The 14167-nt window shown below is 65.7% G+C and carries 11 protein-coding genes; 7 read left to right on the plus strand and 4 right to left on the minus strand.

Features of this window, described 5'->3' with window-relative positions; all coding sequences use genetic code 11:
* Positions 1–165: 165 nt before the first annotated feature.
* A complete protein-coding gene (locus ABWO17_RS09925; RefSeq protein ID WP_502914902.1) occupies positions 166–2196 on the minus strand; it encodes a DAK2 domain-containing protein in 2031 nt (676 codons plus the stop codon).
* Positions 2197–2656: 460 nt separating this feature from the next.
* Between ABWO17_RS09925 and ABWO17_RS09930 the strand changes: the two genes are divergently transcribed.
* From ABWO17_RS09930 to ABWO17_RS09955, 6 genes are all read left to right on the plus strand, one after another.
* Positions 2657–3424, plus strand: a complete 768-nt coding sequence (locus ABWO17_RS09930; RefSeq protein ID WP_353118066.1) for an HAD-IIA family hydrolase — start codon at positions 2657–2659, stop codon at positions 3422–3424.
* A gap of 262 nt (positions 3425–3686) precedes the next feature.
* Entirely contained in the window at positions 3687–4742 is a 1056-nt protein-coding gene (phnD, locus tag ABWO17_RS09935) for a phosphate/phosphite/phosphonate ABC transporter substrate-binding protein (protein WP_353118068.1), read from the plus strand.
* A gap of 234 nt (positions 4743–4976) precedes the next feature.
* The gene (gene phnC, locus ABWO17_RS09940; protein ID WP_353118070.1) at positions 4977–5789 is read left to right on the plus strand and encodes a phosphonate ABC transporter ATP-binding protein; all 813 of its coding nucleotides are present in this window, start codon (positions 4977–4979) and stop codon (positions 5787–5789) included.
* Complete coding sequence (gene phnE / locus ABWO17_RS09945) at positions 5786–6574, plus strand: phosphonate ABC transporter, permease protein PhnE (RefSeq protein WP_353118072.1); 789 nt, start codon at positions 5786–5788, stop codon at positions 6572–6574. Before phnC ends, phnE (ABWO17_RS09945) begins: the two co-directional genes overlap by 4 nt.
* Positions 6571–7365 (plus strand): phosphonate ABC transporter, permease protein PhnE, encoded by a 795-nt coding sequence (gene phnE, locus ABWO17_RS09950; RefSeq protein ID WP_353118074.1) that lies wholly within the window; start codon positions 6571–6573, stop codon positions 7363–7365. The genes phnE (ABWO17_RS09945) and phnE (ABWO17_RS09950) overlap by 4 nt, the downstream gene beginning before the upstream one ends.
* An 88-nt stretch (positions 7366–7453) precedes the next feature.
* Positions 7454–7978 carry a type 1 glutamine amidotransferase domain-containing protein gene (locus tag ABWO17_RS09955; RefSeq protein WP_353118076.1) on the plus strand — a complete coding sequence of 175 codons (525 nt, stop codon included), beginning with the start codon at positions 7454–7456 and terminating at the stop codon, positions 7976–7978.
* A 142-nt stretch (positions 7979–8120) separates the two neighbouring features.
* On the opposite strand, the gene ABWO17_RS09960 is transcribed toward ABWO17_RS09955, so the two are convergent.
* Together ABWO17_RS09960 and ABWO17_RS09965 are read right to left on the minus strand one after the other, a co-directional pair.
* Positions 8121–9320: a DUF362 domain-containing protein gene (locus tag ABWO17_RS09960; RefSeq protein WP_353118078.1), complete on the minus strand. Its 1200-nt coding sequence runs from the start codon at positions 9318–9320 to the stop codon at positions 8121–8123.
* A gap of 500 nt (positions 9321–9820) precedes the next feature.
* Positions 9821–10972: an MFS transporter gene (locus ABWO17_RS09965; protein WP_353118080.1), complete on the minus strand. Its 1152-nt coding sequence runs from the start codon at positions 10970–10972 to the stop codon at positions 9821–9823.
* A gap of 308 nt (positions 10973–11280) precedes the next feature.
* Between ABWO17_RS09965 and ABWO17_RS09970 the strand changes: the two genes are divergently transcribed.
* Complete coding sequence (locus tag ABWO17_RS09970; protein WP_353118082.1) at positions 11281–11409, plus strand: hypothetical protein; 129 nt, start codon at positions 11281–11283, stop codon at positions 11407–11409.
* Between the two features lie 279 nt (positions 11410–11688).
* Here the strand turns inward: ABWO17_RS09970 and ABWO17_RS09975 are convergent, their stop codons facing one another.
* Positions 11689–14124, minus strand: coding sequence for a Lon protease family protein (locus tag ABWO17_RS09975; protein WP_353118084.1), 2436 nt, complete (start codon positions 14122–14124; stop codon positions 11689–11691).
* Positions 14125–14167: the final 43 nt, after the last annotated feature.

A 14167-nucleotide genomic window follows, 5' to 3' on the forward strand; every position in this document is an offset into this window, starting at 1 on the left:
CCGTGGCTGCCGGAATGCGGGTGGAAGCGGGCAGGCGTGCCGCCTTGGCTTCCATGGGCAAAAGATAGCTGCAAGCCTGGCGTCTGACAAGGGCGCAGCCGCAAAAAGCCGCGTCAGCGTGTGATTATCCGGGCGTGATTAACCGGGCGGATTGTCCGAGCGTGCTTAACCCGCAGCCGGGGCATCATCCGATGGCGCATCACCCAGCAAGGCCACGGCGCAGGCGCCGGGGCCGCTGTGGCACCCCAGCACCGGCGATGCGGGCACCACGTACAGCGGGGCCACGCCAAAGCGGGCTTCCAGTTCGGCGGCGTAGCGGGCGGCGGTGTCCGGCGCGCCCACGTGGGCCACGGCAAAGCGCGGGTTGGCAAGCTTGGCAGCCGCCCGCTCCAGCAGGGCGAACAGTTTTTCCCCGGCGCGGCGCGGGCCGATGCCCTTGGCCGCCACCTCCACCTTGCCGCCCTTGCGCGGGTCGAAGCACAGCACCGGCTTGATGTGCAGCAGCTTGGCCACCATGCCGGTGCCCCGGCTCATGCGGCCGCCGCGTACGGCAAAGTCCAGGGTGTCCATGGCGACGTACACGTGCAGGTTGTCCGCGTCGCGCGCGGCAAGGCGGGCCACCTCTGCCGCATCCATGCCGGCCTGCGCGCGGCGGGCCGCCTCCAGCACCACAAGGCCAAGGCCCACGGTCAGGGTACGGCAGTCCACGGCGGCGATGTGCGGCGAAACCATGCGCGCCACGGTGGCGGCGGACTGGTGGGTGCCGCTGTACATGGCCGTCACGTGCAGCGAGGCCACCTGGGCATGGGTGCGCAGCACCTCTTCGTACACGGTGCGGAAATCGGCGGGGGCGGGCTGCGAGGTGCGCGCGGAACGGGACGCGGGCAGGCGGCGGTTGAACTCGTCCGCCGAAATGCTCACCTTGTCCACGAATTCCTCGTCGTCCAGGAACAGGCGCAGGGGCACGGTGCGGATGGCGTACCGGTCCAGCAGTTCGCGCGGCAGGTCGCAGGTGGAGTCGGTGACCACGGCGGTGCCGGTGGGTGCGGGCGCGGCCTGGGGCTGCCCGTCAGCAGTGGCGGCAGCGGCGGCCACGGCGGCCAGCAGGTCGCGATGCTGGCGCAGCATGTCTTCTGCCTTGTGGTGCGACACCTCGCCGTATTCGGCGGCAATGGCGAACACCGTGTCCGGCGCGTCGGTGTGCACGTGGACACGGGTCACGGCCCCGGCACCCGCCACCACGATGGAATCGCCCAGTTCCTCCAGCCGGACGCGCAGTTCCTCGCGGTCGATGGGGCTGGCCGCCTCGTTGCGGATAAGGCATTCGGTGCAGTAGCCGTAGGTCAGTTCCTCCACGGCCACCCGTTCCTGGGCCTCGCCAAGGGTGGCGCTGTCGGCGTCGTCCCCGTCCGCTCCGTCGTGCGCATCTGCGGCGCCGGTAGTATCCGTCTGTCCGTCTGTCTGGCGCCGCCGGTTGATGGTGCCGCGTTCGGTGAATTCGGCAATGCCTTCCAACAGGTACACGAAGCCAAGGCCCCCCGCGTCCACCACGTCGGCAGCCTTGAGCGCGGCCAGCTTTTCCCGTGTCTCCTGCACCGACTGGCGGGCACGGTCCAGCGAATCGTGCAGCAGGTGGTGAAAGTCCTTGTATGAATGGCAGTTGTCGCGCAGGTGGTCGGCCCAGTCGCGAATGACCGTGAGGATGGTGCCTTCCTTGGGGTGGGCGATGGCCTCCACGGCGCGGCGCGCGGCCAGCGATGCGGCCTCGGCGAAGTCGCGGGGGCTGACGCGTGACAGGTCCTTCACCCCTTCGGAAAACCCGGCCAGAAACTGGGCCAGGATGACCCCGGAATTGCCCCGCGCGCCCATCAGCGCGGATTCGGCCACGATGGAACTCATGCGGCCAATGGAACTTTCCGGCGTGGCCGAGGTGGAGGCCACGATGGACTTCATGGTGCCCGCCATGTTGCTGCCCGTGTCGCCGTCCGGCACGGGAAACACGTTGATGGCGTTGAGATGGCCATGCTTTTCGATCAGACGGCGCGCGGCGGCGCGCACCACCCGGCGGAAGCGGATGCCGTCAAGGTAGCTGATGCGCGAGGGCTGGGCCTGGCCTTCGGGGGCGGCTTCAGCCTTGGTATTGGCCTGGGCCTGAGCCTGGGGCGGGGTATGGGACGGAGTCTGCCTTTCCTGCAAGTGGGGTGGCTCCTGACGGGGCAAGATACATGTATGGATACGGCAAGGCCGGGCGTGGCGGAACCGCGCCGCAAGGGCAGGGCGCCTGCATTCGGGCATCTGCCATACGGCATGCCCGCCCCAGCGGCGCGTTAGCTATAATGGAGTTGCCGTGCCACTGCAACATTGTTGTAACAATCTGTAATAGAAAGGAAACATGGTATTTGCCCGTGTCCGTGGCGGGCTGGGGAGGGCCGGAACCCGCCCCCCGGCGTTGACGCGATGGGTCTCTCATGCGACATGCTGCCGGGAACGCGTGCCGCTTGGCGTCCTTTCCGGCCTGTCCCGTACCGTTCCGGCTTGCCCCCCCCAGCCCCGGTCCGGCTATTCGGTCTGACCGGGGGGGCGAGGGGGGGGAAACCCGGCGGCGATCGGCTTCTTCCATCAACGCACCGCGTCTACATGCCCCATGGGAACGTTCATGAATCTCGACCAGAAGCGCTGCATCATCTTCGACCTGGACGGCACGGTGTACCTGGGCGACCGGCCCATTCCCGGCACCGTGGACTTCATTCGCCGCAACCTCGGGGTGCGCGACATCCAGTTCCTGACCAACAACACTTCCAGGAACCTGGCGGACTATACGGCCAAGCTTGCGGGCATGGGCATCCACATCGGGCTCGAGCGCATGCTTTCGCCGCTGCTGCCGCTGGTGGACCACCTGCGCGAGCAGGACATCACCCGCGTCTATCCGGTGGGCAACGCCAACTTCACCGCCTTCCTGCGCGAGCGCATGCCCGACATCACGTTCACCGCCGGGGACGACTGCCAGGCCGTGCTGCTGGGCTATGACACGGAACTTACCTACCGGAAGCTCACGGAATCGTGCCTGCTGCTGCAACGGCCCGAGGTCGCCTTTCTGGCAACCCATGCCGACAAGGTCTGCCCTTCGCCCCGGGGGCCGCTGCCCGACGCGGGCAGCTTCATCGCCCTGTACGAGGCGGCCACCGGGCGCATGCCGGACATCGTGTTCGGCAAGCCCAACACCATTCTGCTGCGTTCACTGCTTTCGCGCTACCAGCCGCACGAAATGGTCATGGTGGGCGACCGCATCTATACCGACAAACTGCTGGCGGAAAACGCCGGTATGGACTTCATACTCGTGCTCAGCGGCGAGACCCGGCGTGAGGACCTTGCCGGGCTTGCACGCCAGCCCGCCCTTGTAGTGGAAGACCTTGGCGGTTGCTGAACCGGCGGCGTATCCGCCGCCCGACCGGACGTGGTGATGCCGGGCGTAACGGTAACGTCGCTTGCCCGGTTTGGCCTGCTTCGGCAATATGTTGTTATGCGGCACGGCACCCTGTGTCCGGTGGATGTCCGTCGGGCAAAAAATGCTTTGAGAATCAGGTTGCCTGGATTACAATATGACGATTTTGCGGCGTTTCGGTGACAAGAGTGAGACGCCGCATGGGCCGATCATTCCAACGTCAACGCCAATCGAGGAGAAGGCAATGACCAAGAAGTGGATGCAGTTGCTGCTCGCTCCGGTCGTACTGGCCGCGGGCCTGTGCGTTATGTCCTCCGGTATCGCCAAGGCTGCCGACGACTGCACGAACCGTGGCTCGCTGGACGCCATGTTCTGCGACGACAACAAGGATCTGGTGGCCGACTCCCCCAAGGAAAAGGGGAAGTGGAAGGACCCGAGCACGCTGGTGTTCACCTACACCCCGGTTGAAGACCCCGCCGTCTACAAGGACGCCTTTGCCGACTTCCAGGCCTTCCTGGAAAAGCGCACCGGCAAGAAGGTGGTCTACTACACCGTGCAGTCCAACGCCGCCGAAGTGGAAGCCATGCGTTCCGGCCGTCTGCACATCGCCGGTTTTTCCACCGGCCCCACCTGCTATGCGGTCAACCTGGCGGGCTACGTGCCCATCGCCGTCAAGGGCGATGCCGAAGGCTTCCAGGGCTACCGCCTGCTGATGATCGTGCGCAAGGACAGCCCCATCCAGACCATGGCCGACTTGAAGGGCAAGAAGGTGGCGCACACCTCCGCCTCGTCCAACTCGGGCAACCTGGCCCCGCGCGCCATTTTCCCCAAGCTGGGCATAACCCCCGAAAAGGACTACACCGTGGTCTATTCGGGCAAGCATGACCAGTCCATCCTGGGCGTGGGCTACGGCGACTACGACGCCGCCCCCGTTGCCGGTGACGTGTACAAGCGCATGGCCCAGGCCGGGCGCATCAATGAAGCCGACTACCGCATCATCTGGCAGAGCGACGTGTTTCCCACCTCTTCGTTCGGGTATGCCCATGACCTGAACCCCGACCTGGTGAAGAAGATCATCGCTGCCTTCAACGAATATCGCTTCACCCCCGAAATGCAGAAGACCTTCGGCGGGGCCGACCGGTTCTTCCCCGTGACCTACCAGAAGGACTGGGCGGTCATCCGCGAGATCGCGGAAGCCAACGGCGAAACCTTCAACCAGACCGGTCTGCAAAAGATCGCCGAGAAGGAAGCCGCCGAGGCCGCCAAGAAGAAGCAGGAAGCCGAAGCCAAGAAGCAGTAGCCTACGTGCGGCGGGTATCGGCATGTCCGGTGCCCGCCGCTTTTGCTGCGGTACGGCAACCCCGTGCCAGGCTTTCGAAACCGCGTGCCTTATCCGCCGCGCCGGTGACCCTTGCGGGGCTTCCGGTGCGGGATACGGACCCGGCACGCCGTCCGCAGGACGCGCCACGCCCGCAGGCCGGATGCCATCGGGCGTCGTGGTGCGTCCTTCACCAGCAGCTCCGGGAATCAGCAAGTGCACAAGGCAACAGAGTCCGCTTCCACCCCCCGTCGCCCCGCGTGCAGCGCGGGCGACAAGTCGCTCGTCGTCGAGAACCTGCGCAAGGAATACACGCGCGGCAAGCCCGTGCTCAAGAACATCAACCTGACCGTGGCCGGGCAGTGCACCACCGCCATCATCGGCCCGTCCGGCACCGGCAAGAGCACGCTGCTGCGCTGCATCAACCGGCTCATCGAACCCACCTCCGGGCGCATCCTTGTAAGCGGGCAGGACATCTGCACCTTGCGCGGGTCCGACCTGCGCGCGGCGCGTCGGCGCATCGGCATGGTGTTTCAGGAATACAACCTGGTGGAACGCCTGTCGGTGATGGAAAACGTGCTCTGCGGGCGACTGGGCTACATTTCGCCGTGGCGTGCCTGGCTGCGCAAGTTTCCGCAAGAGGACATCGAGCGCGCCTACGACCTGCTGGACATGGTGGGGCTGACCGAATTCGCCCGCGCCCGCGCCGACGAACTTTCCGGCGGCCAGCGCCAGCGCGTGGGCATTGCCCGCGCGGTGATGCAGCAGCCGCACATCCTGCTGGCGGACGAGCCCACCTCTTCGCTGGACCCCAAGACCTCGGTCGAGATCATGGAACTGCTGCGCGAAGTGGCCGCCGTCAACGACATCCCCGTGCTGGTGAACATCCACGACGTGACCCTGGGCCGCCGCTTTGCCGACAGGGTGGTGGGCATGTCCAAGGGCGACGTGGTCTTCGACGGCGTGCCCGGCGACCTGACCGACGCCCACCTCAAGCTCATCTACGGTGGCGAGGACTGGCTGGCATGAGCGCTGCAACCGTCGCCCGTCCCGCGCCCTTCGCGGTCAACTGGTGGGCCCGCTTCGGCTACCTGCTGGCCGTGCTCTACTGCCTGTACGCCCTGTCCATCCTGGACATTTCCTGGGACCGCCTGCTGGCGGGGCTGGACAACGGCGCCCGTTTTCTGGGGGCCATGTTTCCGCCGGAATTCAAGCGCTGGAAGCTGCTGATCGACAACCTGATGGAGTCGTTGCAGATCGCGCTCATCGCATCGCTTTTCGGCGTGTTGGTTTCGTTGCCGGTGGGCCTGTGTGCCTCGCGCAACCTGATGCCCGACTGGCTGACCTGGCCCGCGCGCGGCTTCATTGCCGTGTGCCGTTCGTTCCACCCGGTGATCTTCGCCATCCTGTTCGTGAAGGCGGTGGGCTTCGGCCCGCTGGCGGGCATCCTGACGTTGATCTTTGCGTCCATCGGCTTCGTGGCCAAGCTGTTCGCGGAAGCCATCGAGGAAATCTCGCTGAAGCCGGTGGAAGCCGCGCGGGCCGCTGGCGCACCGTTTCTTTCGGTGCTGGCCTTCGCCGTGCTGCCGCAGGTGCTGAACCGGTTCATCGGCTTTTCCACCTACCAGGTAGACTCGAACCTGCGTAACTCCACCATGATCGGCATCGTGGGCGCGGGCGGCATTGGCGGTACCCTGGCCGCCGCCTTCCAGCGGTTCGACTACAGCTTCGTGTGCGCCATCCTGCTGTCCATCATCGCACTGATCATGGTGTCCGAATACGTGGCGGTGCGGGTGAAGGGGGTGTTCCAATGAGCGCGGCGCGCATCTGGCAACGCTTCACCCCGGCGGAGCGCATGGCGCGCTTCGTGGTTTTTCTCACGGCGGGCATCCTGCTGGCATGGTCGTTCCGCACGGTGGAGATCATTCCCGAATTCCTCATGGACGCCCCGGAACAGGTGGCCGACCTGTTCGCCCGCATGTGGCCCGTGGACTACGCCTACTACGAGCGCGGCGTGCACGCCGTGCTCATCGAAACGCTGCACATCGCCACCGTGGGCACCATCATGACCCTGGGCATTGCCATACCCGTGGGCATCATGGCGGCCAGCAACGTGTGCCGCGTGCCCGCGCTGAACTGGCTGGCCACGTTCATCCTGGTCTCGTCGCGCTCGGTCAACACGCTGGTCTGGGCCCTGCTGTTCGTGGCGGTGTTCGGTCCCGGCACGCTGGCGGGCACGGTGACCATCGCCGTGCGGTCCATCGGCTTCGTGGGCAAGCTGTTCGGCGAGGCGCTGGAAGAATCCGCCCCCGGCCCCATCGAGGCCTTGCGCGCCTCTGGTGCGCCGTGGATCAGCGTGTTCCTGAAAGGCTACTGGCCGCAGGTTTCCCCGGCGTTCTGGGGCATTGCCCTGTTCCGCTGGGACATCAACGTGCGCGAATCCTCGGTCATCGGGCTGGTGGGCGCGGGCGGCATCGGCATGGCTCTCGACGAGGCGCTCAACCTGTTCCATTGGAACCGTGTAGCGCTTATACTGGTATGCATCTTCGCGGTGGTGATCATCGCGGAGGTGTTCGTCACCCATATTCGCAAGCGCATCATCTAGCGTAGAGCGATGTTCACGGGGCGGCGAAAGCCGCCCCTTTCAGTTACGGCTAGCCGATTGCCCCGCCAGAGCGGGGCGGGAGGAACCCATGGAACGACTGAAGGGAAAGCGCGTCCTCATGTTCGTGGACGACGTGTATGAAGACCTGGAGCTGTGGTACCCCAAGCTGCGCCTGATCGAAGAGGGCGCCGAGGTGGTGGTGGCCGGACCGGAGAAGGGCCGCACCTACGCGGGCAAGAACGGCTACCCCTGCAAGGCCGATGCGGCCATTGCCGACATGGATGACGCCAGCTTCGACCTGCTGGTCATCAGCGGGGGCTTTGCCCCGGACAAGCTGCGGCGCGACCCCAAGGTGCTGGAACTCACCCGCCGCATGCACGAGGCGGGCAAGGTGGTGGCCCACATCTGCCATGCCGGGTGGATTCCCATTTCGGCGGGCATCATGCACGGCTTCCGCTGCACCTCTACCCCCGGCATCAAGGACGACCTGATCAACGCCGGGGCCATCTGGGAAAACGCCGAGGTGGTGGTGGACCGCAACCAGGTCAGCAGCCGCAAGCCCGACGACCTGCCCGCGTTCTGCAAGGCCATCATCGAACTGGCGGCCGGGTAGCCCTGCCGGATGGCCTGACTCGGACCGTTCGGTCGAAAAGCCGCTTCGAGCCATGTCCGTGTCAATGTGACGTAAAAGGGGAGGGACCAGTTGGTCCCTCCCCTCCATCTTTCGTGCGGGCAGCGTGCCGCGCAGTGCAAGGCTACCTGATGGTCACCAGTTCGTAGTTCCCGCTGCCAAGGCCCAGGGCCTCGGCATGTTCGATCTGGCTCCGCCAGTTGGTGCTGGGGTGGACAACATGGAAATGGTCATGCCGTCCGGTATGCCCTGTATGACCTGCGTGACCTGAGTGACCTGAGTGACTGGCACAGTCGCAGGCAGCTTCGCCCTTGCCTTCCAGCTGGTTGCCGATCCTGTCGCCTAGCACCGTGCCGGGTATGACCGGCGCGGCGTTGACCGCGTCGATGCAGGCCTTGTCCAGCGCCACGGGGTCGAAGCTGGCGAAGATGCCGATGTCCGGAATGATGGCGGCGTCGTTTTCGCCGTGGCAGTCACAGTTCGGCGAGACGTGGTTGACCACGCTGATGTGGAAGTTGGGGCGTCCGTCCAGTACGGCTTTCGCGTATTCCACCATCCGGATGTTCACGTCGTCGCTGCTGCCTTGCCACGGCGTGTCGATCGCGTCGAAGTTGCAGGTGGCTATGCAGCGCCCGCAGCCCACGCACAGCTCGTGGTTGATGGATGCCTTCTTCTCTTCGTTGAAGGTAATGGCGTCCTGGTTGCAGTACCTTGCGCAGGTACGGCACCCCACGCACTTGTCGTGGGCAACGCGCGGCTTGCCGTTGTTGTGCATGATCATCTTGCCCGCCCGGCTGCCGCTGCCCATGCCGATGTTCTTGATGGCCCCGCCGAAGCCGGTCAGCTCATGCCCCTTGAAGTGGTTCAGCGAGATGAAGATGTCGGCGTCCATGATGGCCCGGCCTATCTTGGCGGTTTTCAGGTGCACGCCGCCTTCGATGGGCACCTCCACCTCGTCCGCGCCCTTCAATCCATCAGCGATGATCACGTGGCACCCTGTGGAAAGCGGGGTGAACCCGTTTTCGTAGGCGGCGTCCATATGCAGCAGGGCGTTGTTGCGGCGGCCCACGTACAGCGTGTTGGCATCGGTGAGAAAGGGCATGCCGCCCAGCTTCTTCACCCTGTCCGCAACGGTCTTGGCGAAATTGGGGCGCAGGAACGCAAGGTTGCCCGGCTCGCCGAAATGAATCTTGATGGCCACGAAGGCGTTCTGGAAGTTGATCCGCTCCACGCCCGCCGCCAGCATGAGCTTGTCCATCTTGTCCAGCAGGCTGGTGCCGATCCTGCACCGCATGTCGGTGAAGTAGACCTTTGACGGTGCCAAGCCTGACCCCTTGGGGGCGCCCGCTTTCGCGCTACCCTTCGCGGCCTTGCTTGCCCGCGCGGGCCGTTCATTCTTTCCGGATGCCGGGGATGCCTGCGCCTTCCTGGGTTTTGCCGTATCGCTCATCGTCATGTGCCTCCATGATTGGCAAGGTATGCCGCAGCGGTCATGCCGCTGCCGTCTGGTCGCAGCCGTCTGGTCGCAGCCGATTGGCCGTACTTGTCGCGCGGGATGTTTCCTGTCCGACTGGCCCTGGTCCTGCCGGGGCAGGAGCGGTTCACCCGTGTTTCCTACCGCAGGGTGGCGGACTGCGAAAGATACGATTCCATCTTTCTTTTGCACATTCCTCGCATTCGCGCCTGTACGCGGGGCGGACTGCTGCTGCCCGGCCCGGCATGTTCGCGGGAAAGGGAGGCGGGCAGAAAAGCACCAGGGCCTTGCGGATGTTGTCCGCAAGGCCCTGGTGCGTTCTGTCGGAACCAGCAGGGTGCGATAGCGGATCAGCGCAGCCGCCACGCCGCCAGCGCGAGCATCAGGCAACTGACGGCGGCCCCGCCCGCGAACACGGCGGGCAGGTCGCCCCCGGCGTAGAGCAGGCCGAACACCAGCGGGGCCACGGTCTGCCCCAGGCGCAGCAGGGTGCCGTTGACGGCCATGATGGCCGCGCGCTGCTGGGTGGGGGCCAGCGAGGTCATCATGGTGGACAGGTTGGGCAGGTTCAGGCCCTGGGCCATGCCGAAGCACAGCACCGGCCCCAGCAGCCACCACAGGCCGGGCATCAGCGGCAGCAACAGCATGGCGGCGGCGTAGAAGACATGGCTGAGCATGATCAGCCGCCGGGCGGGGAAGTGTTCCGACAGCCGCCCCAACTGCGAGGCGATCATGGCCGTGCCCAGCGAGGACACGGCGAAGATGGCGCCGATGCGCGAGGGCGCGGCGTGGAAGCGGGTATCCGCCAGCACCGGGAAAAAGGTGACCAGGGGGCCGTACAACTGCACGAAGGTAAGCAGGGAAAGCCCGAACAGCACCAGCGCGCGGGGTGACAGCGCAATGCGCAGGGTGGAGCGGAAATATTCGCCCAGCGTTTGCATGGCCCGCGTGGGGGGCAGGCGCAGGCGCGCGGCGGCCAGCATCAGTGGCAGCACGGCCAGAGGCAACAGGAAGGGCACGTTCCAGCCAAACTCTGCCAGCAGGCCGCCCACGGCGGGAAAGACGGCCGTGCCCAGGCTGAGCACCCCGGCGTTGTAGCCCATGGCCCGCACCCGGTCGTTGCCCTCGTACAGGTCGCCGATGAGGGTGGTGTACAGCACGCCCAGCGGGGCTGCGCCAAACCCCTGCACGAAACGGCAGGCCAGCAGGGTGGAAAGATCACGCGCGAAGAAGCAGGCCGTGCCCCCCAGAATGAACAGGGCCATGGCGGGCAGCAGCACGCGTTTGCGGCCCAGCCGGTCGGCCAGTACGCCTGCGATGGGGGCCAGCACGATGCCCGGCAGGGTGAAGGCCGTCAGCACAAGGCCCACCGAGGCCAGCGGAATGCCCAGTTGGCGCGCCATCAGCGGCAGCGCGGGCATGACGCTGGAAACGCCCATGATCACCGTAAGGGTGATGCCGAAGATGGTGTGCAGGTTCCTGTCGCGCAGCAGCGGGTGCATCGGGCTTCCGTGAGGGGGCGAATGTTCGGCGGGTTTTACGCCCCTCCGCGTGGCATGGCAAGGCACGAAGCCGTGCCCGCGCGAGGCGTCGACGAAATGCATCCTGCCGCCATTGTTGCATCGGCGCCGGTTACCGGATAGGAATATTCAGGGGCCTGCGCCGCGTGCCCGGCAGCGTTCGTCTGTCGGCGGGCACACGCGGGCCGTTCGGGGGGCAACGCAGCCAGCATATGCAAGGGGACAAGGTGATGCAGCCGGTGGATCCGGATGGTTTGAGGGTGCGCTGCCCCTACTGTCACAGAGTTTTCATGATGCGCAAGAAGCTGCCTTCTTCGGAGGCGGCCCGGATTCGGGTAAAGTGCCCGAACTGCGGCGAGGACATTCTGCTGCCCGGCGACATGCTGGCGCGAGCCTGCAAGGGCGACGAGAAGAAGTAGCCCGCCTTGTCGCGCGGCTCATGGGCGTGCGGTCATGCCATGCGCCTGCCATGTGTCTGCGAGGTGTCCGCAAGGTGTCCGCGAGGTGTCTGAGGTCCGCCCGTGCCGAAGGGCACTCGCCTTCCTGCCGCCGTGGCGCGGCATATGTCCGGGAATAACGCGCGGCCCTTTCGCGCAAGGCCGATATCCCGCCCCGGTGGCCACGGGCTGCCCGGCACAAAGCCCCGGCATCGTCAGATGCCGGGGCTTTGTTCGTTGGCCGGTGCCGGACAGCGCGACCTAGCGTTTGCGCTTCTGCTTGAAGGCGTCCTTGGCAAGGCGTCCCAGTTCGGCCAGGCGGCGATCCACCTTGTCGTACAGGGTGCCGGGGGTGAACGTGGAATCGGCGCGCATGCGACCGGCGGGCATGCCGGTAAGCAGTTCCAGGGCTTCGGTGATGTGCGCCACCGGCCAGATGGAAAAGCGCCCCTCGTTCACGGCGGCCACCACCTCCTGCTTCAGCATCAGGTGGGCAATGTTGTCCTTGGGCAGGATCACGCCCTGTTCCCCGGTCAGCCCGTGGCGGCTGCACACCTCGAAGAACCCTTCCACCTTGCGGGTCACCCCGCCCACGGCCATGATCTGGCCGGACTGGCTGACCGCGCCGGTAAAGGCCAGAGAAAGCCGGATGGGCACGTCCGCGATGGCCGAAAGCAGCGCCGCCAGTTCCGCGCCGGATGCGGAATCGCCCTCGATGCCCGCGTAGCTCTGCTCGAAGCACAGGCTGCCGGTCATCACCAGGGGCTTTGTCCGCGCGAACTGGCTGAGCAGGTAGCTTTTCAGGATCATCATGGCCTTGGTGTGGATGGGCCCGCCAAGCTCTGCCTCCCGCTCAAGGTCGATGATGCCGCCGTGCCCCACGCCCACGGTGCAGGATATCTGGTGCGGCAGGCCGAACTCGAAGTCGCCGTACCAGGTCACCGACAGGCCGTTCACCCGGCCCACTTCGCTGCCGCTGGTACGTACCTTGATCAGTTCGCGGTCGTATTCGTCCATGTAGTGCTGTTCGACCAGGTTGGCGCGGTAGGTGCGCGCCACCATGGCGTCGTGCAGGGTGGTGCGGTCCACCAGCGCGCTGCCCTTCATGGAGGCCAGGGCCGAGGCCTCGATCATCAGTTCGCGCAGCACCGGAAACTTCAGCGACAGCTTGCGCTGGTCCTCTATGATGCGCGAGCCGTAGTCCACCAGCCCCGCCATGGCATCGCGGTCGAAGGGCAAAAGTTTCGCCTCGTCGATGATCCGCGCTATGCGCGCAAGGTACACCTTCACCCCGTCGGCGTTGCGTTCGGCGGCTTCGGTCAGATGCGCCTTGATCTTGAACAGCTTTGGGAAGCGGTCGTCGTTGACCAGCAGCGTCTCGTACATTTCCTCGGTGCCCACCAGCACCACCTTCAGATTCAGGCGCAGCGGTTCCGGCTCTATGCCCTTGGTTTTTGTGGATTCCTGCCCGTCACCCGCGTCCTCTATGCGGGCCAGGCCCGAGCGCAGGGCCCGCAGCAGCCCTTCCCAGGCGCTGGGGTAGGACAGGATGTCCTCCATGTGCAGCACAAGGAAGCCGCCGTTGGCCTTTTGCAGCGAACCGGCCTTGACCAGGGTGAAGTCGGTCACCAGCGCGCCCATTTCCGATTCGCGTTCGATGCACCCCAGCAGGTTGGACGGGGTGGGGTGGTCGTCCACCACGATGGGCGCGCCGTGGGTTTCGCCGTTGTCCACGAACACGTTGATGTCGTAGCGGAAGGACGTGTCTTCCGGCGGCGGGCCAAGGTCGGGCTGTTGCTGCGGCAGGTGGGTGGGAATGTCGCGCTGCACGAAGCCTTCGATGTTGTCCAGGATGTCCTCGCGCATGTCGGCGAAGTAGCGCTTCAGTTCGTCGCACGGACAGGTCTTGGCGAACTTGTCCGCCAGCGGCGTCAGGAACTGGTCCAGCACCTCGCGCACCACTTCCTTTTCCAGGGTGCGTTCGTCTTCCACGAAGTCCTGCTCGGCGCGGGTCAGCTTGCGCATCAGGCCGGTCATGGCTTGCAGCAGGCGGTCGCCCTTCAGCTTCAGGCTCTTGCGCAGCGTGGCGTCGAGCTTTTCGTACTCGTCCTCGCTAAGGCGCTTGCCCTCCACGATGGGGTACAGGGTCAGGCTGCCGGAATCGTCCATGTCCAGATTGAAGCCTTCGCCCACGGCCACGGTGTCCATTTCCTTGAACAGTTTGCTGCGCTGGGTCTGGAACTTGTCCAGCAGCAGGGTGCGCTTGCGCACGAAGGCGTCGTGCTCGAAGCGGCTGGGCGCTTCCTTGCGGGCCTTGGACAGGGCCTGGGTGAGCGCGGTGCGCAGCTTGCGCCCCTGCCCGGCGGGCAGCGCGATAAGGCGCGGCCTGTCCGGGTCCTCGAAATTGTAGACGTGGACGAGGTCGGGCGGGGTGTCCATCTTGCGGGCGCGCGGCGCAAGGTATTCGCGCAGCATGTAGGTGCGGCCAAGATTGGCCTCGCCCGAAAGGTAGACGTTGTAGCCACCATCGCGAATGTGCAGGGCCAGTTCCAGCGCCTGCAACACGCGGGGCTGGGGGGTGCGGCGCATGCCGTTGCGCGGCGGACGCGGAATGGCGTCGCTGGTCTCCCACTGGATGCGGGAGGGGTCGAGCGTGGCGCGAAGACGGGTGGCGGGCAGCGGGGAAACCTTGGTCATGATGCTCCTGCGCGGCGGACAGAGTGGGAAAGGCCGGGCTGGT

This window comes from Nitratidesulfovibrio sp., from assembly GCF_040373385.1.
Classification (GTDB): Bacteria; Desulfobacterota; Desulfovibrionia; order Desulfovibrionales; family Desulfovibrionaceae; genus Cupidesulfovibrio.

What these genes read in the sequence shown, in the direction of transcription:
- ABWO17_RS09930 (WP_353118066.1), top strand. Translation starts at nt 2,657, where the DNA reads ATGAATCTCGACCAGAAGCGCTGCATCATCTTCGACCTGGACGGCACG.
- phnD (WP_353118068.1), top strand. Translation starts at nt 3,687, where the DNA reads ATGACCAAGAAGTGGATGCAGTTGCTGCTCGCTCCGGTCGTACTGGCC.
- phnE (WP_353118072.1), top strand. Translation starts at nt 5,786, where the DNA reads ATGAGCGCTGCAACCGTCGCCCGTCCCGCGCCCTTCGCGGTCAACTGG.
- phnE (WP_353118074.1), top strand. Translation starts at nt 6,571, where the DNA reads ATGAGCGCGGCGCGCATCTGGCAACGCTTCACCCCGGCGGAGCGCATG.
- ABWO17_RS09955 (WP_353118076.1), top strand. Translation starts at nt 7,454, where the DNA reads ATGGAACGACTGAAGGGAAAGCGCGTCCTCATGTTCGTGGACGACGTG.
- ABWO17_RS09965 (WP_353118080.1), bottom strand. Translation starts at nt 10,972, where the DNA reads ATGCACCCGCTGCTGCGCGACAGGAACCTGCACACCATCTTCGGCATC.
- ABWO17_RS09970 (WP_353118082.1), top strand. Translation starts at nt 11,281, where the DNA reads ATGATGCGCAAGAAGCTGCCTTCTTCGGAGGCGGCCCGGATTCGGGTA.
- ABWO17_RS09975 (WP_353118084.1), bottom strand. Translation starts at nt 14,124, where the DNA reads ATGACCAAGGTTTCCCCGCTGCCCGCCACCCGTCTTCGCGCCACGCTC.